General features: G+C 34.7%; 16 protein-coding genes. 9 read left to right on the plus strand and 7 right to left on the minus strand.

Features of this window, described 5'->3' with window-relative positions:
- Positions 1-20: 20 nt before the first annotated feature.
- The 6 genes from GGR08_RS00810 to ihfB all read right to left on the minus strand — a co-directional run bounded on the left by GGR08_RS00810 (position 21) and on the right by ihfB (position 4,822).
- On the minus strand, positions 21-794 hold the full coding sequence (locus GGR08_RS00810) for a Bax inhibitor-1/YccA family protein (protein WP_183193519.1): 774 nt from the start codon (positions 792-794) through the stop codon (positions 21-23).
- 999 nt (positions 795-1,793) lie between these two features.
- Complete coding sequence (gene lspA, locus GGR08_RS00815; RefSeq protein WP_183193520.1) at positions 1,794-2,297, minus strand: signal peptidase II; 504 nt, start codon at positions 2,295-2,297, stop codon at positions 1,794-1,796.
- Positions 2,287-3,141: a TrmH family RNA methyltransferase gene (locus GGR08_RS00820; RefSeq protein ID WP_183193521.1), complete on the minus strand. Its 855-nt coding sequence runs from the start codon at positions 3,139-3,141 to the stop codon at positions 2,287-2,289. Before GGR08_RS00820 ends, lspA begins: the two co-directional genes overlap by 11 nt.
- A 2-nt stretch (positions 3,142-3,143) precedes the next feature.
- Positions 3,144-4,076, minus strand: a complete 933-nt coding sequence (locus tag GGR08_RS00825; RefSeq protein WP_183193522.1) for a class I SAM-dependent methyltransferase — start codon at positions 4,074-4,076, stop codon at positions 3,144-3,146.
- A 163-nt stretch (positions 4,077-4,239) separates the two neighbouring features.
- Positions 4,240-4,536: a LapA family protein gene (locus tag GGR08_RS00830; protein WP_183193523.1), complete on the minus strand. Its 297-nt coding sequence runs from the start codon at positions 4,534-4,536 to the stop codon at positions 4,240-4,242.
- Positions 4,537-4,543: 7 nt separating this feature from the next.
- Positions 4,544-4,822: an integration host factor subunit beta gene (ihfB, locus tag GGR08_RS00835; RefSeq protein ID WP_142416588.1), complete on the minus strand. Its 279-nt coding sequence runs from the start codon at positions 4,820-4,822 to the stop codon at positions 4,544-4,546.
- A 187-nt stretch (positions 4,823-5,009) separates the two neighbouring features.
- Between ihfB and lptC the strand changes: the two genes are divergently transcribed.
- The 6 genes from lptC to rlmN all read left to right on the plus strand — a co-directional run bounded on the left by lptC (position 5,010) and on the right by rlmN (position 12,062).
- Positions 5,010-5,654, plus strand: coding sequence for an LPS export ABC transporter periplasmic protein LptC (lptC, locus tag GGR08_RS00840; protein ID WP_183193524.1), 645 nt, complete (start codon positions 5,010-5,012; stop codon positions 5,652-5,654).
- 101 nt (positions 5,655-5,755) lie between these two features.
- Positions 5,756-6,328, plus strand: coding sequence for an LptA/OstA family protein (locus tag GGR08_RS00845; RefSeq protein ID WP_425485744.1), 573 nt, complete (start codon positions 5,756-5,758; stop codon positions 6,326-6,328).
- Between the two features lie 6 nt (positions 6,329-6,334).
- Positions 6,335-7,129: an LPS export ABC transporter ATP-binding protein gene (gene lptB / locus GGR08_RS00850; protein WP_183193526.1), complete on the plus strand. Its 795-nt coding sequence runs from the start codon at positions 6,335-6,337 to the stop codon at positions 7,127-7,129.
- An 829-nt stretch (positions 7,130-7,958) separates the two neighbouring features.
- Complete coding sequence (gene ptsN, locus GGR08_RS00855; protein ID WP_183193527.1) at positions 7,959-8,423, plus strand: PTS IIA-like nitrogen regulatory protein PtsN; 465 nt, start codon at positions 7,959-7,961, stop codon at positions 8,421-8,423.
- A gap of 1,866 nt (positions 8,424-10,289) precedes the next feature.
- Positions 10,290-10,793 (plus strand): invasion associated locus B family protein, encoded by a 504-nt coding sequence (locus tag GGR08_RS00860; RefSeq protein WP_183193528.1) that lies wholly within the window; start codon positions 10,290-10,292, stop codon positions 10,791-10,793.
- A 42-nt stretch (positions 10,794-10,835) separates the two neighbouring features.
- Positions 10,836-12,062: a dual-specificity RNA methyltransferase RlmN gene (gene rlmN, locus GGR08_RS00865; protein ID WP_183193529.1), complete on the plus strand. Its 1,227-nt coding sequence runs from the start codon at positions 10,836-10,838 to the stop codon at positions 12,060-12,062.
- 652 nt (positions 12,063-12,714) lie between these two features.
- On the opposite strand, the gene GGR08_RS00870 is transcribed toward rlmN, so the two are convergent.
- A complete protein-coding gene (locus GGR08_RS00870; RefSeq protein WP_183193530.1) occupies positions 12,715-13,362 on the minus strand; it encodes a LysE family transporter in 648 nt (215 codons plus the stop codon).
- A gap of 180 nt (positions 13,363-13,542) precedes the next feature.
- Between GGR08_RS00870 and GGR08_RS00875 the strand changes: the two genes are divergently transcribed.
- The 3 genes from GGR08_RS00875 (at position 13,543) to GGR08_RS00885 (ending at position 18,347) form a co-directional block, all read left to right on the plus strand.
- Positions 13,543-14,778: an argininosuccinate synthase gene (locus tag GGR08_RS00875; RefSeq protein WP_183193531.1), complete on the plus strand. Its 1,236-nt coding sequence runs from the start codon at positions 13,543-13,545 to the stop codon at positions 14,776-14,778.
- A gap of 333 nt (positions 14,779-15,111) precedes the next feature.
- The gene (locus GGR08_RS00880; RefSeq protein WP_183193532.1) at positions 15,112-16,773 is read left to right on the plus strand and encodes a lysine--tRNA ligase; all 1,662 of its coding nucleotides are present in this window, start codon (positions 15,112-15,114) and stop codon (positions 16,771-16,773) included.
- Positions 16,773-18,347, plus strand: coding sequence for a peptide chain release factor 3 (locus GGR08_RS00885; protein ID WP_183193533.1), 1,575 nt, complete (start codon positions 16,773-16,775; stop codon positions 18,345-18,347). Before GGR08_RS00880 ends, GGR08_RS00885 begins: the two co-directional genes overlap by 1 nt.
- Positions 18,348-18,450 lie beyond the last annotated feature (103 nt).

The raw sequence follows: 18,450 nt of genomic DNA on the forward strand, positions 1-18,450 counted from the left end.
AATTAAGCTATTTTCTGCACTCAATCACGATTTGAGCCAAGAAACTGTAGTAAAAAGACAAACATATTGATGAAATCAAGATAGAGATTCAACGCACCCATAATAACTTTACGCCCTCGAGTGTCACTTCCATCTCCTTCATAATACATCAATTTAATATTCTGGGTATCATAAGCTGTTAAACCAGCAAAGATAAAAACACCAATTACAGAAATAGCAAATTGCAAAGCACTTGATCCAAGAAAAATGTTTACAATTGTAGAAAGAAACAAGCCAATCAATCCAATGAACAAGAATGAACCAATAGCTGTAAGATCACGTTTTGTTGTATATCCATAAAGTGAAAGAGCTCCAAAAGCTGCAGACGAAATAACAAAAGTTTGCACAACACTTTCTGTTGTATAACGCAAAAAGATTGAAGACAGCGAAAGTCCAACTAGAGCAGCATAACAAAAAAAGAGGCTACGAGCAGCATCAGTGCTCAATGTATTAATTTTAAAATTAAGGAATAAAACTGCTATAAGTGGTGCAAACATAACAACATAAGAAAATGGTGATGTATAAAATGTTACTCCAAAAGATGTTAAATAAACACTATTATTGATCTGACCTGCTGCCTGACTCATATCTGTTGTTGTTGCTAATGATACAATTGCGTAGGCGGCAGCAGCTGTAATGAGCAAACCTATAGCCATTGTATTGTAGACACCCAACATATAGTCGCGCAATCCTTGATCAATTGATGCGTCGGCATGAGAAGTAGGCGCCGAACGTAAATTTTTAAAATTAGCCATAATATAAAATCCTTTAGTATATGTTTCGTCAGATATTTGGTTTTCAAAGCATCTCTGTCATTACATACATAAACCTCCTCTAAGCCTTAAACTGACTAATACAACTCCCCTAAGAATCACTAGCAGAATTCCAACATATCTTCTCTTAATTATGGAGATTTATTTTAAAATTACAAGAGATTTATCTGCCGAAGGAATCTTACAAATTGGTAAGAAAATAGTTTATTTTGATAAAAAATAGTTTTATGTTTATCATATAACAAAGGCTATATTAAAAAATCACATAATCTAATCCCCTATATTTGTGTTGGTAAAGATAGAGGCAAACATCATCATACCATTTTCAACCGCCAATATTACACCTAGTTTTATAGGGGAAGAAGATCTATTGAATTGAAATTTTTTATATATTGTATGTTAAATGGCACTCCGAATAGCGTAAGATTCTCTGTTTATAAATCTACTTATTATTAAATCAATAAAGAGTCTTCATTTGCTTGAATAATACAAAGAAGATTGGCGTGCAAGAGGAGACAAGGTTTGAATTGCTTCAATATGCAAGATAGTAAATTATAATTATAAATCAATATGTTGTTTTACAAAAACAACATTGAAAATAGTTTTAAAATACTTTTTATTAAAAATTATATAAAAATAAAACAATTAAAGTGTTTAAAAACGAAGTACTTAAGAAAACTACTGTAAGAAATGATACTTGAAAAAACTAAAAAACATACGAAAAAAATTATTTTGAGCAAATGAAAAAAACTTTAAATGCTGTAAAATACTTCTCTTCAGAATGTGATCTTCAGACATATGGGTGAAAAATATTAATTTTTATTTGAATTAATTTCTTTTACACTGACCAAGTGTAGAAAAGTAAAATCTCATAAAGAGAAACATCTGAAATATCTCATAGCAAGAACAAATCAAGAAAAATCAATCTAGAATCAGACTTCTAGTGATCAAGAATCTCTGATTTTTAAGGTAATGAAAACATCAATGAGAAGACGTACGGTTGGCAGGATGTTTTGCTTTCATCCAAGTACGCAATTCTTCACTAAGGATGGCAATAACACCGAGAGTGATAAAGCTATCTGCAAGGTTAAAAATAGCAAAATAAAATACATCATCAATATGAAAGAGTATATAATCAGTGACATGATGAAAGCGAATACGATCAACAAGATTGCTGATTGCTCCTCCAATAATAAAGATCAGACCAAAGCGCATAAAAGATTTATTATATTCAGTATTTTTCCATAACCATAAAAGGAAGATAATCACAAAGATTATGATAGTGCTGATTCCCCAATGAGAAAAGGAAGAAAAAAACGAAAATGCAATACCAGAATTGCGCACATGATAAAGTGAGAAGAAAGGAAGGAGTGAGATCTCTGTTCCTAAAGGCATATTGTGCATAATCCAGTACTTGACAGCTTGATCGAGCCCTACTGTAAAGGCCAATCCGAGGAGAAGAAAAGGGAAAGTTTTACGTATCATATTTTTCCTTGTATGGTTGCAGTGTTAAATAAGGACGACGGATTTCATAAAGCATAACGGCTGTTGCTATTGCTAGATTAAGCGAGTCAGCGCGTCCATTTTGTGGAATACGTGCGAGTTTATCGCACCGATTTTTAAGAATATCTGATAATCCCTGTTTTTCATTTCCCATTAAAAGGATGATAGGGCCATTTTTGAAATCAAGTGTCCGATAATCTAGAGATCCTTTGAGATGTGTGCCAATGATCATGCCTTTAAAATGAGAAGACCAGTTTAAAAAAGCGCTTTCATCAAAACGATAAAGTGGTATAGAAAAAATTGATCCCATGGTTGCTCGAACTGTTGCAGGCGAGAAGGGATCTGTTGTTTCGCCAATTAAAATAACACCTTTAGCACCTACGGCATCAGCAGTTCGAATAATGGTACCAAGATTTCCAGGATCACGGACACGATCAAGCGCGATGTAAACATCTTTAACTTGTTCAGTTATCATTTCAAGAGGTTGCCATTTTTGTTTGAAAATACCAATAACTGTTTGTGGATTATCGCGTTGGGTAAGTGCTTCCATAATTTTTTGTGAGGCTTTAATAACAAAACCACCATTAGCTACAGCTCGTGCAGCAGTGTTTTCTATAGCAGCATTACCGATTTTGCTTTTAGAAAAAATAAGCGTCTGTATTGTCCAGCCGAGATTGAGAGCATCAATTACCAATTTTAATCCTTCCGCCATGAAAAGACCTTCTCTATTGCGGTTTTTCTTTTGGCTAAGTGCTTTAAGATCTTTTATGATCGGATTGCTAAGGGACGTAATTTCTTTTACTCTACCAGTTTTAGGTCTACACATATTCAAGCAATCCAACGGCTAAAAAGAGAAGTAGAAAGAGCGCGTCCTGCAATTTCTTCACGCAAAATGAGTTCTCCTGATTCGATTGTACCGCCAAGACTTGCAAATGTATCACGCATTAAAGCATGAAGTGCAAAGAAGGAAGCACGAATAGAATAAGCTGTAAGAATAACAGAGAGTGGTTTATCAGAGAGAAGTTTACGACAATTTGTGATCATAGCTGGTAAATGATCAAACAGCTGCCAAACTTCACCGTGAGGTCCACGCCCATAAGCAGGGGGATCAAGGAGAATCATATCATAGTTTTTCTTGCGACGCAGTTCACGCTCGACGAATTTCACAGCATCATCGCAAATCCAGCGAATAGAATGATCTGGTAACCCTGCTCTTTCCTGATTAGCTTTTGCCCACATAATAGCTTTTTTAGAGGCATCAACATGGGTAACGCTTGCACCCGCACGTACTCCAATCAAAGAGGCAACACCTGTATAGCCAAAAAGACTCAACAATTTTATAGGTCGCGCTGCTTTAACAATTTGTTCTTCCATAAAGCGCCAATGAGCATCTTGTTCAGGAAAAACTCCCACATGACGAAAGGAAGTAAAACGGCCTAGAAAAGACAGCCCATTCCAAGAAAGGGGCCACGTTTCATTCAGTGATTTTTTAGGAAAATGCCAACGACCAACCCCTTCTTCATCACGGTTTCCTGTGAAAATAGCATCTACATTAGCCCATTGTTTTTGCGATAAAGCGGGTTTCCATAGTGCTTGACTTTCTGGTCGAATAATTCGATAGGTCCCATAACGCTCTAACTTTTGTCCATAACCAGAATCAATGAGAGCATAATTTTCACTTATCGTTGTTTCTAAGATAAGAGGTAATTTTTCCTGTATATATCTATTGTTTTGAGAGGATTGAAAGTATTGTACAGGCATGTTTTTTATCGTGGTACATTATGTATAAAAATATTATAAAGCTCTTAATTGTTTCGTAAAAGCGCAAAAGAATTAAAATCAATTAAAACATGTATAAAAAAAGCATTTCTAATTCTGTATCGAATATAAAATATAGAGAGAAAGGAATTTCTTTAAAATATCACTACACTATATTTGTGATTGATATTTTTAACTTTTCAAGTTCAGCATTGCTTTTTTTTAGGGCTTTTTTACATTTCAGATAGGACAACCACTTGATCAAACTTCCTAATAAAATACCAAAACCAAAAAAAATAAAGAGCCATATAAAGAGGGGAGCTTGGTAAGTAAAACTTTCAGAATTTTCTCGAAAAGGATCAAGCGTTAACGTGACCACTTGACGATTAGCTACAATAAAACCAATTAAAAACACTGTGAGAATCACACAGATCATTGTTAAAAGGATACGTTTAATTATCATAAGTTTCTCACTGATTAAGACGATCGCGTAAATCTTTGCCAGTTTTAAAAAAGGGAATCCACTTTTCTTCAACAGCAACAGCTTCACCGGTTCGTGGATTACGTCCATTACGGGCTGAACGGCTTTTTACAGAAAAAGCTCCAAATCCACGAAGCTCAACGCGATTGCCATTTGCAAGTGCTGTTGAAATCTCTTCAAAAATAGCATTTACAATGTTTTCCACATCTCTTTGAAAAAGATGTGGGTTATGACGAGCAATAATTTGCACAAGCTCTGATTTAACCACAATATCCTCACTTTATATACAAAAAACTTTATTATAATTATAAACTCCATGCATATTACATTATATAGACGGATAAAAGTAAAATAAAACCAAGAAAAAACAAATTGCAAGAAACAAAATTTGAAAATACCTCTTATAAAGGTTATACAGATTAAAAATGTAGAACAGTATAAGAGATTAGGAGAGTATGTCCGTACGCAAACATTCTGAAGTCTTTTCCATGCAATCATCTTTTGGAGATGTTTTTAAAAAAGCATCCCGCCATTCGCGTCGCATTAGCATATTAAAAATTTTTTTACCATTTTTGGCGTTGGTTTCAGCGCTGGTTTTTTGCTGGTTTACGTTTTTCTTAGTTCCCGCTACTTCTGATTCTATGTCTTTGAATAATGAAGAGAATGAAGTGATGAATTTGACAATGCTCAATCCAAAATTGGAAGGATATGCACGTGCTCATGAACCTTATTGGCTTAAAGCAGAGAAGGCATTTCAAGATCCTACGCATTCTGGGATAATTGGGTTGAAAAACATTACAGCTAAAGCGTTTATGGGCCAACAAAGGCAGGTTTTTCTCGCAGCGCAAAGGGGAGTTTACGATAACATTAATGGTTTTTTACAGCTGGATAAGCCATTTACCGTTACAACAAATGATGGAATAATGGTACAATTTATGTCGGCTAGTATTGATTTATCCGAGGGACAGTTAAAAACAGATCAACGTGTTAATATTCAACGAGCCGGTTTACATCTTGCAGCAAATGCCTTGCAAATTCGAGAAAAAGGAAAAAACATATATCTTCATGGTGGTGTGCATTTAGTGCTTAAAAAGAAATGACGGATATCAATACGAATCTTTAAAGTGGATCTAAAGAGAAATATGGTTATATATAAACAGAAGAATTATAAAGGATGAGATCATACAAAAAATGGATAAGTATGACATTAGCTTTTAGCATGGGAATGTTAAAAGGCGGGGTGCTTTTAGGATATGCTGAAGTGGCTCATTTGGGAATAAATTTATCAAACAATAAAGAACCAGTAGAACTTTATGCAGATTCTTTAGAAATACGTGATAAAGAGGGGATAGCGCTATTTAAGGGTGATGTTTCCGTAGTGCAAGGTGAACGTCTTTTACGAACGGAAAAATTAGTTGTTTACTACGATAAAGCATATAAAGAAACTGGTAGAAGCAAGGAATATACAAAAGCGTCACCTGTTGTTTTATTTGGTTCGTCAAGCATAGAAAAAATGGAAGCTTTAGGAAACGTCTATATAAAAATTGCTACGCAAGTTGCTACGGGTGATAAAGGTGTTTTTGATGGAAAGTCAAAAATGATGAGTTTGACAGGGAACCGTGTTGTGTTAATGGATGGTGACAATGTGGCAACGGGGTGCAAACTAACGGCAAATATAGAAAGCGGAAAGGCTTTTTTAGAAGGTTGTGAGACGCCTGAGAAAAAAGGCCGTGTTTCTATTATTTTAAAACAAAATCAAAAGAATGGTCATTAAGATTTCATGTTTGGAATCAAAAGAGAAAAGCAGATTGATAAATATGATTTTATAAGTGAAGAGTCAAAAAAACGCTTAAAAGGGACCTTGATTGCCAGTCATTTGATTAAAGTTTATCAAGGAAGACGAACGGTTAATGGTGTTTCTTTTGGCATTCATACAGGAGAAGCTGTTGGCATTTTAGGTCCCAATGGAGCTGGTAAAACAACTTGTTTTTATATGGTTACGGGGCTCATAAAATCTGATGGAGGATCCATTAAAATTAATGGATTTGATATTACGCATTTTCCGATGTATCGCCGTGCACGTTTAGGTATTGGATATCTTCCGCAGGAAGCCTCAATTTTTCGTGGTCTTTCAGTAGAAAATAACATTAAAGCTGTTTTAGAAGTGGTTGAAAAAGATCGCCTTAAACAACGTGAAGAATTAGACAGCCTTTTATATGAATTTAAAATTGATCATTTACGTAAAATGCCTGCACTTTCGTTATCTGGAGGTGAACGTCGGCGGCTTGAAATTGCGCGTGCTTTAGCTTCTCGTCCCAATTTTATGTTGCTTGATGAACCATTTGCAGGAATTGATCCTATCGCTATTTCCGATATTCAGCAACTTATTCGTCATTTAACACAACGTGGCATTGGTGTTTTAATAACAGATCATAATGTCCGCGAAACATTAGAACTTGTTGATCGTGCGTATATTATTTACACAGGTCAAGTGTTAGTTCACGGTTGTCCTAATGATATTATCAACAACGTTGATGTCCGCAGGATTTATTTGGGAAATCAGTTTTCTCTTTGATTTTACAGCTTTCATGAGTTTCCAGTAAGTTTAATCGAACATTATGACTGAAACTTTCCTTATTTATGCCAAAACTTTTTTTATCACTATAATCTTAAAGCTATTGAATAGTGAAAAATATTTAATCACTATAAGATGAGTTTGTTATTTTACTGGTTTGGCTTCCTCATGATTATATCATAGAAAAGATATCACTGGATTAACTTAATAATGAGTGATAAATGAAGCTGTAAATAAATGTGTGTGTTATTGAAAGGTATGGCTATTCATCATATTTTCCTCTGTCGAATCAAATAACATATCGGTGATGCTATTTCAGGTATTTTGATAGGAACGCGGTTGTGGGTATCAGGCTGAATTTATAAATCTTTTAAAGTAATCATTAAATTTCTAAAAGCCTTGATATTCTTGTTCTAAAGCGATGTTCAATTTATCCAATAATCGTCAAAGTAAAGATATCTTTTGTTCAGTATGCTTCTCATTCTATTAAGAGTCTGTTTTAAAAGAAAGAAAAATCTAATTGGGAACTATACATTAAATCTTGTGAAAAGTTTAATAAATTTATGAATAATGACCTTTTATAGAGATTTAAGGAAATTGATTTTATGAACAATTTCATTTCTTTCTTTTCTCATGCTGTTAATGAGGAGATAAATATGATTTATTGTTGTGTTAAAAGTGATTATGACATGTGTTAAGTCATCATCCATTATAAATTAAAAAATAAAAATACATGCGATGATGCACGAAAGTTAAAGAACTTTAAGTATCTATATCGTTTATAAGTTTTATTGGTGAGCATTTGAGCGTGTAAAAGGAAAATTAAAGGATGAATTTGAGTGAGTTAATAGCACCGGAAGCAATTATTCCAGCTCTTAAGGCTAATTCGAAAAAACAAGTTCTACAAATTTTAGCTGAGAAGGCTTCTAAGCTAACAGGTCTTAGTGAGCATATAATTTTTGATGTTGTTTTGCAACGTGAGAAGCTCGGTTCAACGGGTTTAGGTGGTGGTATTGCGATTCCTCATGGGAAATTACCTGATATTAATAGGATTATTGGTATATTCGCACGGCTTGAAAGTCCTATAGATTTTGAAGCTCTTGATGACGAGCCTATAGATCTAGTTTTTCTCCTTTTAGCGCCTGAAAATGCTGGTGCAGATCACTTAAAAGCTTTATCACAGATTGCACGTGTTTTGCGTCATGCTGAGGTTGTGCAAAAATTGCGCAATACGCACAATGCTAATGCGCTTTATGCTTTATTAATTCAAACTTCAGAAACAAATGCGGCTTAAAAAATATGTAGGTATATGGGTTATGAGGTATATGCCACGGAGCACAGAAGATAATATAATTTGTGTCTTAAAAAATTAATAATAAAAGGTTGTGTCATACGATTTTGAAAAATTGTTTCTAAACAAACCTTTTTAAAAAAGCAGGAAACAAAATGCAGTACTTATCTTTTCTTGTTTTCGTATATTAAAACATTCAGTTATTATGTTTGTGGATTTATTTATTCTGTTGTGCTGTAAAATATTATCATTTGAGGTGTGGTAAGGTAAGGGTTATCGTCTTCTTAAGATGTTAAATGCTTTTAGAATGTGGAGTAAATATTCTGAAGGAGAACTTTCTTGTGGAGTCTTTAATGAAGTGCACACATAACTTGGAGGGCAAGAAGAGCCTTCTTAACAAGGATCTGAATTGTTGACAGGTTAGGTTAAAAATCCTTATCTTTTGAGAGTGGGGAAAAAATCAACAGAAAAGTTTATTTGTGCATTGAATTTTTTAGTAAGTTGAGTTCGAGTATTTAAGGATAATACTATTAAGTTTCAAGAAAAAATAGTGTTCTATGTATGTATTAAGATAATGATTTATAAAGATAATTAATTGTTTTGTATGTTGAATGGGGGGGCATGAATATTGTAAGGTTCTCTCGTTTCAAATCTGTTTATGTTGAATCAATTAAAACCACTCATTTGCACATAACAGGTGGAATGAGTGTGTGGATCAAATTTGTATAAGAAAGGAGTAAAAATGGCTCTTATGAACCGTCTTAATGCAAGGTCTGTTGCAACATTGGGGGCTGGCAAATATAATGATGGTACCAGCTTGCTTATTCATAAAGGATGAGATCAATTATTTTAATAGGTATGGTTTAACTGTCTGCTGTTGTATAGAGTTCATGCTAAAAAATAATTTTTTACGGTAAGAATGAAAGTTATACCTTTAGGTTGGGTGAAGGATTTTTGTGTATGAGAAAATTTATAAGTGCGATTTAATTGATTAAAATGTTTTTGAAAACACGATAATGTTAGAACTGCTATAGAAAAAAGTTTTATCTTTTTTTTTATAAATCACTTAAATAGGACGAAAAAACTTATCAAAAAATTCTTAAGAATTTTTTGATAACAGAAATAAAGGTCTTGTTTAATATAATTAAAATATTGTGTTTAATTTATTATAAGCTTTTAAAACCATTTTAGAAATTAACAATTGGAGAAGAAAGATAAAAGATATAGGAACAAAAGAAACACATTTGTATGTAGTTGTTGAAACAGAATCTAAATTTTCTATGTTCCATAGTTAATATATTGATAATATTTTATTATTTTTACAAGATATTTTGAAGATTATGAAAATGTAATTTCGGGATGATATTGAATACTAAATATGAATGTACTATAATGGATAAATGATCGAGTATTTTCCGATTTTACAAACATAAGCGTATGGGTGTGTGTAAAGTTGAGAAATGTTAGTCACAAAGCTGTGAGATTTCTTAGAGAGTATAGAGAGTGGTTTCAAAATTTTGCAGTAGATTTCTTGTGATAGAGAGAGTTTGATCTATTTCTTAACAGAGTGGTGGTGTATTTTTATCTTATTTTTGAGATTCTATTGTTTTAAAAATCATTTTTGTATGAAAATGAAATAAGTAGCGTAAAATGACAATATTATTTTTAAATGTGGTTATTGAATAAGAAGTTTATATTTTGGTAACGACTAAAGGGTTACAATGAAACATAAGAGTCTATTCTGATTGGTTTAAAAATATTTCCCTTAGGAATAAGGACAGAAATACGTATATGTATGGGGGAATTTTAATTAAACTTTTTCAATGAAGAGAATCTTGTTAAAGATTAAAAGAAGTGGGCTAAATTAAAATGTTTGAAAAGACTGTTATTACTGCATCTGTAATTGTTCTAGTTACAGCAGGGGCAGCGTGTGCACAAACACCAAATCGTTTAAACCAATTTGAAGCATGGGGAGCCTATTCTTATAAATCACCAAAAAATACGATTTGCTATGTATTGTCAGTACCTTTGAAGGCTCTTCCAACGACCGTTAATCATGGCGATAACTTTTTTTTAGTTACTAAGCGTTCTCATTCACCTGTTTCGTTTGAACCACAGTTCATGGCTGGTTATAGGCTTCAAGAAGGGTCAAGAGTGACAGTGACCATTGGAGATAAGGACTTTGATTTTTTCACGAAAGATTCTTCAGCTTGGTTGGCGTCATCAGAACTAGAAAAGCAGCTTGTTTCTGCTATGCGTGCAGGATATAATATGACAGTGCAAGCGATATCAAAACGGGGAACGCATACCACTTATACCTATTCCTTAAAAGGGATCACTGCTGCATTAAACGCAGTGCAAAAGTGCCGTTAAGGTTTTGATAACTTCTAAAATAGTGATATAAATTGGAAAAAAATGGCCATTTCCTATGACCTTAGATCTGTTGACTCATGTTCAGCACGAAAAACCGATACTGTGTTCATTAAGGAGAGTTCTAAGCTTTCTCTAATTGGTTTATCGCAAGATGAAATGGTGCAAGCTTTAAGGGTAATTGGTGTACCAGAACATCAGACGCGTATGCGTGTACGTCAGCTTTGGCATTGGCTTTATGTGCGTGGCGTTTCAAATTTTGATGAGATGCTGAATATTTCTAAAACAATGCAGGAAATGCTTAAGTGTTATTTCTCTATTTCGCGCCCAGAAATTGTTGGAGAGCAAATATCAAAAGATGGTACGCGTAAATGGCTTTTACGTTTTCCTGCACGTGGAGCTGGAAGGCCTGTTGAAATTGAAACGGTTTATATTCCTGAAGAAGGACGCGGTACTTTATGTCTTTCATCGCAAGTAGGGTGTACGTTAACGTGCTCTTTTTGCCATACGGGAACGCAGATGCTTGTTCGCAATTTGACCGCGGAAGAAATTTTGGCACAATTATTGGTTGCACGTGATTGTTTGGGTGATTTTCCTGATAAGAATACCTCTAATGGCGCAATTATTCCTATTGAAGGGCGCAAAATTACCAATATTGTTATGATGGGAATGGGGGAACCTCTTTATAATTTTGAAGCGGTAAAAAAAGCTTTATTGATTGCTTCTGATGGCGATGGACTTTCTTTATCAAAACGTCGAATTACGCTTTCAACCAGTGGGGTTGTTCCTGGAATTATCCGAACTGGAGAAGAAATTGGTGTTATGTTGGCGATTTCACTCCACGCAGTCTACGACAAACTAAGGGATATGCTTGTTCCTATTAATAAAAAATATCCGATTGCTTTATTAATGGATGCTTGCCGTAATTATCCAGGTCTTTCTAATGCAAAACGAATCACATTTGAATATGTTATGCTAAAAGATATTAATGATAGCTTAGATGATGCTAAACGATTGATTCAGTTATTGAAAGGAATTCCTGCTAAGATCAATTTAATTCCTTTTAACCCGTGGCCAGGGAGTAATTATCAGTGTTCTGATTGGGAGCAAATCGAGCGTTTTGCTGATGTTGTTAATCAGGCGGGTTATGCTTCTCCTATTCGGATACCACGTGGACGCGATATTTTGGCTGCATGTGGGCAACTTAAATCGGCTTCAGAACGCTTACGAAAATCTGAACGTTTACGACTTGAAGATGCTGTTGGTCATTAATTAACGTCATTTTCAGCTCTATAGAGACATAAAGCTTTATAAATTAATATATCAAACCCTTATGCGATAGCATGTATGAGATGGATATTAAGATGGATTAGTACTAGATGAACAGTTCCACCTTATTTATTGTATTATTTAATTCGATTTTGTGATTTTTTAAAGCATCTATGGCAATATCTTTAAAAGGGAGGAGCTTGTTCATTGCCTCATGCTTTTTTATTTATGTTCTTGATTAAGATCAGGCTTTACATACAAAACAGAGGATCTATATAAAGGCCATAATGTTGTCCATTAACATGCTTTTCAAAGTATCTTTTAACGTGCTCCCCATCTTACGACAATGTCTATGAGGAATATAATATAAAAGTTTCTATGAAATGTTTGATACTCCACCACCTTTACATTTAATAACGATGTAAGCTGGTATCACCATTCTGTTTTTCAATTTTCGATGTTATCACAGCTTTTTGCATTTGAGATGATTCATAAAAGGTATTTTTACTTTTTTAGGGGTTTTTATCTACATGAAAACTTCAACTTTACTTGTGAGGTACAAGAGAAAAGTTTTGATTAAATCTAAACAGCTTTAAAATAAGGGAAACTTATAATATCTGGTTTTTTTATTTAAATTAAAAACAATACATTTCATTTATAAATCAATATCTTGAACTATGAGGAGATGGAGAGCAAAGCTGGTAAAAGCACCAGCAATAAGCCAATCGAGAAAACGAATATAAAGAGGGTTTTTTTTGAGAATTTTAGTAAGTTTATGCGCTGTAAAAACGATAGAAATTGTAATAGGAAAAGAAATAGGAATATAGGAAAGTCCTAAAAAAAATAACTTTTGTGTTGCCATAGAATCATTTGCATTGATAAATTGTGGTAAGAATGTTGCATTAAAAAGTATGACTTTAGGATTTAAAAGATTAATTCCAACACCAGCAAGATAGTTACGTTTAGAACTTTGAGATGCGGAAGTTTTAGATTCAAAGGAAAAAGTCTGGTTTCTACGTAATGCTTGAAAAGAAAACCATAAGAGATAAAAGGCGCCAACAATTTTCAGCAGAACAAACGTGTGTGGTGCAGCGAAAATAAGCGTTGATAAACCAAGTGCTACAGCGGTAACTTGAATGGCAAACCCTGTTGCACTTCCCAAGGCGCACATAATTCCAGCTTTTTTATTTTGTGTAATGGTCCGTCCTATAGAAAGCATCATATCAGGTCCTGGAATAAGCGCTAAAATCAACGATGCTAAAGCAAATTGTAAAACAATAGACCACTCCGGTAGAAATGACACGTAAATCTCCTCTTATTTTTAAAAACAGCATTATTCACTTTATATATTTTGGATCCACCTTTATCTACGTTTTTTGCGTCTTTTTAATGTTATGTAAAGAGAATTTATTTTTATATTTCTTGCATCATTTTGATTTCTTGGGTAGAAAATAAAAAAAGCAACTTAATATAGAACTTTGAAATGAAAAAGTGGCAAAACATTAGAAAAGTTGTTTTAGCTTATTCAGGGGGATTGGATACATCAATTATTCTCAAGTGGTTGCAAAGTACGCTAGGTGTTGAAGTTGTAACTTTTACAGCAGATTTAGGGCAGGGGGAAGAACTAGAATTTGCTCGTCATAAAGCTGAAATGCTAGGTGTTAAAGAAATCTATATTGAAGATTTGCGTGAAGAATTTGTGCGTGATTTTGTTTTTCCGATGTTTCGAGCCAATACTGTTTATGAGGGGAGTTATCTTTTAGGAACATCCATTGCCCGTCCACTTATTTCAAAGCGTTTGGTTGAAATTGCTAAAGAAACAGGGGCCGATGCAATTGCTCATGGAGCAACAGGAAAAGGCAATGATCAGGTACGCTTTGAACTTTCTGCTTATGCGTTCAATCCTGATATAAAGATTATTGCTCCGTGGCGTGATTGGGATTTTAAGAGTCGGGCAGATCTCTTTGAGTTTGCTCGTATACATCAAATTCCTGTAGAAAAAGATAAGCAAGGAGAAGCGCCTTTTTCAATAGATGCAAATTTATTGCATTCTTCATCAGAAGGAAAAATTTTAGAAGATCCGGCACTTCCTGCTCCTGAACATGTGCATATGCGTACTCTTTCGCCGGAAGATGCTCCAGATCAAGCAACAAGAATCACTCTTGGTTTTAAAGAAGGCGATGCTATTTCAATCAATGGAAAAAATTTATCTCCTGCAACTTTACTTGCAGAATTAAATCATTATGGGCGCGCTAATGGTATTGGTCGGTTAGATTTGGTAGAAAATCGCTTTGTGGGTATGAAGTCTCGAGGTATTTATGAAACACCAGGTGGAACCATTCTTTTAAAGGCTCACAGAGCTATAGAATCTTTAACATTAGATCGTGGTGCAGCTCATTTAAAAGATGAATTAATGCCACGTTATGCAGAGCTCATTTATTATGGCTTTTGGTTTTCACCTGAACGTAATATGTTGCAGGCAGCTATTGATTTATCTCAAGAACATGTTGAAGGTGAAGTTATGTTAAAGCTCTATAAGGGGAATGTGATCATCGAAGGGCGTCAAAGTAAAAAGTCACTTTATTCTAGTGAATTGGTAACTTTCGAGGATGATCAAGGTGCTTATGATCAAAGTGATGCAACTGGTTTTATTAAATTAAATGCTCTACGTTTGCGTACATTAGCAATGCGTTATCAAGGTGATAAGGAAAAAAAATAGAAATTACTTTGATAAGCGGAATAGCGGTGCAGCGCTTTTGTATGAAACACTTTTTTCTGTTTGTTTTTACAGTTCTTTCGTTCAATATTAGCGACTTTGCTTTTGTTTAATAAATATCGTAAGCAATACCTATAATGATAAAAATGCAGGTTTCAATAAGCAAAATAATTTATAATGATTTCTATCAGAATAAAATATGTTTACAGCGAGGTGGGTTTTTATTTTGTAACTAAAAGTATAAAGAAATTATTATCTTTTTGATTACGATTATTGACGGATGAATTCAAGAATCATACACCTTATTTTGAAAGAATATAATTTTTAGGATAAATAATGATGCATGATCAGTGTGATGCCCTTAGCTTTACGGTTGATTTAAAAGAGGTGGCTATTCAATCGAGAACTTGGCCATTTGAAGAAGCGCGTAAGATTATCAAACGGTATGAAAAGATCGGTTATCCAGATATTGTGATATTTGAAACAGGTTATGGGCCTTCTGGTTTACCGCATATTGGAACTTTTGGAGAAGTTGCACGTACAACTATGGTGCGTCATGCATTTCATATTCTCACAGAGAATAAAGTAAAAACAAAACTGCTCTGTTTTTCTGATGATATGGATGGTTTACGCAAGGTTCCTGAAAATATACCAGATCGCGAGCAGATGGAATATTATCTTGGTCAACCACTGAGCCGTATACCTGATCCTTTTGGAGGTGATTATCCTTCTTTTGGAGCGGCGAATAATGCGCGTTTACGCGCTTTTCTTGATCGTTTTGGTTTTGATTATGAATTTGCAAGTGCTACAGATTATTACAGTTCTGGTCGTTTTGATGCAACGCTTTTAAAAATCCTTGCCTGTTATGACAAGGTGATGGAAATTATTTTACCAACATTGGGTGAAGAAAGACAGGCAACCTATTCTCTCTTTTTACCGATTTCTCCCTTTTCTGGGAAAGTATTACAGGTACCGATGATTGCGCGTAATGTTGAAAAAGGTACAATTACTTATATTGAGCCAGAAACAGGAGAAGCTATAGAAATGGAAGTCACAGGGGGCAAAGTAAAGTGTCAGTGGAAAGTCGATTGGGCAATGCGCTGGACAGCGCTTGGCATTGATTATGAGATGGCAGGAAAAGATCTTATCGATTCCACAAATCTTTCTTCTAAAATTTGTAAAGTCTTGGGTGGAAAACCTCCAGAGGGATTTAACTATGAGCTTTTTTTAGATGAAAAGGGGCAGAAAATTTCCAAATCTAAGGGAAATGGCTTAACTATTGATGAATGGCTTACTTATGCTCCAACAGAGAGTTTAGGGCTTTATATGTTTTCAAAGCCCAAAACAGCAAAACGACTTTATTTTGATGTTATTCCCAAAGCTGTGGATGAATATTATGCACATCTTTCAGCTTATGGTCGTCAAAAGTGGCAAGAACGGCTTAATAATCCTGTATGGCATATACATAGTGGTTGTCCACCACGAGTTGATTTGCCTGTATCCTTTGCGATGCTTTTAAATTTGGTAAGTGCTTCAAATGCAGAGAATGCAGAGGTTCTTTGGGGTTTTATTTCTCGTTATGCTAAAGGAGTAAACGCACAAACTTATCCAGAACTTGATCAGCTGGTGAAGTATGCCATTAAATATTTTGATGTTTTTGTTAAACCAAACAAGAAATTTCGTATACCAGATGATAGCGAACGAGCAACATTAGCAGAAATTTACGAAAAATTAGCCAATTTACCTGAGACTGTTGATGGAGATACGCTACAAAATATGCTTCTTGATGTTGCGCGATTAACAGAACGTTATCAGGATCATAGCAAACAAAGCCCTAAAGGTGGTCCTGGTGTTTCCAATGGTTTTTTTCAAATGTTGTATGAAATTCTTCTGGGACAAGAGCGAGGTCCACGGTGGGGATCATTTATAGCGCTTTATGGGATTAAAGAAATGCGTACACTGATTGCTGAAGTGCTTGCCCGACCTATGGAGAAATAATGGAACGAAGAGGGCAAGAAGTAAAGCGACGTCGCACATTTGCGATTATTGCTCACCCAGATGCTGGGAAAACAACATTAACAGAAAAACTTTTATTATTGGGTGGGGCTATTCAACTTGCTGGAGAAGTAAAAGCCAAAGAAGGTCGTGTTCTAACCCATTCTGATTGGATGAATATTGAGCGTGATCGTGGTATTTCGGTTGTGACTTCGGTGATGACGTTTGAATATGAAAATCATATTTTTAATCTCTTAGATACTCCAGGCCATGAAGATTTTGCAGATGATACTTATCGCACCCTCACAGCTGTTGATAGCGTTGTCATGGTGTTGGATGGAGCCCGCGGAATTGAACCTAGAACACTGAAATTATTTGAAGTGTGTCGAATGCGAAATATTCCTATTGTCACTTTTATCAATAAAATGGATCGTGAGGTACGTGATCCTATAGAGCTTTTAGATGAAATTGAAGAAAAACTTACGCTTGATACTGCGCCGATAACATGGCCGATTGGTCTGGGGAAAGATTTTATTGGTACCTATGACCTTGATCATAATTGTTTTCGACAAAAAGATGATGAAATAATACAGCGTATAGTTTCAAATCCCAGTGAGGTTGCCCATTTACTTCCTGAATATCAACGTTCAACTTTTATTGAAGGAGTAGAACTCGCTCAAAGTGTTTGCAAAGATTTTGATCTTCAAGCTTTCCGTGAAGGTCATATGACTCCGGTTTATTTTGGTTCAGCTCTGAGAAATTTTGGTGTGCGTGATTTGATCAATGCGCTTATTGATTTTGGTCAAAGTCCTCGTGATCAAAGTGCAGATCAACGCAATATCCTAGCAACTGAATCTAAAATGACAGGGTTTGTTTTTAAAATTCAAGCGAATATGGATCCTAATCATCGTGATCGTATTGCATTTTTTCGGGTATGTTCAGGAACACTTAAACGTGGTATGAAAACAAAGTTAGTCCGAACAGGAAAATCGATAACACTTTCGACTCCACAATTTTTCTTTGCGCGTTCACGCCAAATTGCTGATCAAGCTTATGCTGGTGATATTGTAGGGATTCCTAATCATGGAACATTGCGTATTGGTGATACTTTGACTGAAGGAGAAGATATCCTCTTTCAGGGAGTTCCAAATTTTGCACCAGAAATTTTGCGTCGTGTTTGTTTGAGGGATCCAATGAAAGCTAAAAAGCTCAAAGAAGCTTTGCAACAAATGGCTGAAGAAGGGGTTGTTCAATTGTTTATTCCTGATGATGGAGGACCTTCTTTCATTGGTGTTATTGGTGCTTTGCAAATTGATGTTTTAAAAGAACGATTGAAAATAGAATATTCTTTACCAGTTAATTTTGAGTCTGCACGCTTTAATTTATGCCGTTGGATTTCAGCGCAGAGTAAAGATGAGTTGCAAAAGTTTCTCAGTAATCACCGCTCTTCTATTGCGTATGATTTAGAAGGTGATCCAGTTTTTTTAGCGGAGAACCATTTTTCGCTGAATTATGAAGCAGAAAGGGCACCTAAAATAAAATTTTCTACTTTTAAAAATTATCAAATACGCTCTTAAAAATAAAGAAAAGTTTTTTCTGCAATAATTTGATTTGTAATGATAATTTATTACTTTTTACATAATTAAGAGATTTGAATACTAGAAGCTTCTCATCTTAAAG

The organism is Bartonella fuyuanensis (assembly GCF_014197255.1).
Lineage (GTDB): Bacteria > Pseudomonadota > Alphaproteobacteria > Rhizobiales > Rhizobiaceae > Bartonella > Bartonella fuyuanensis.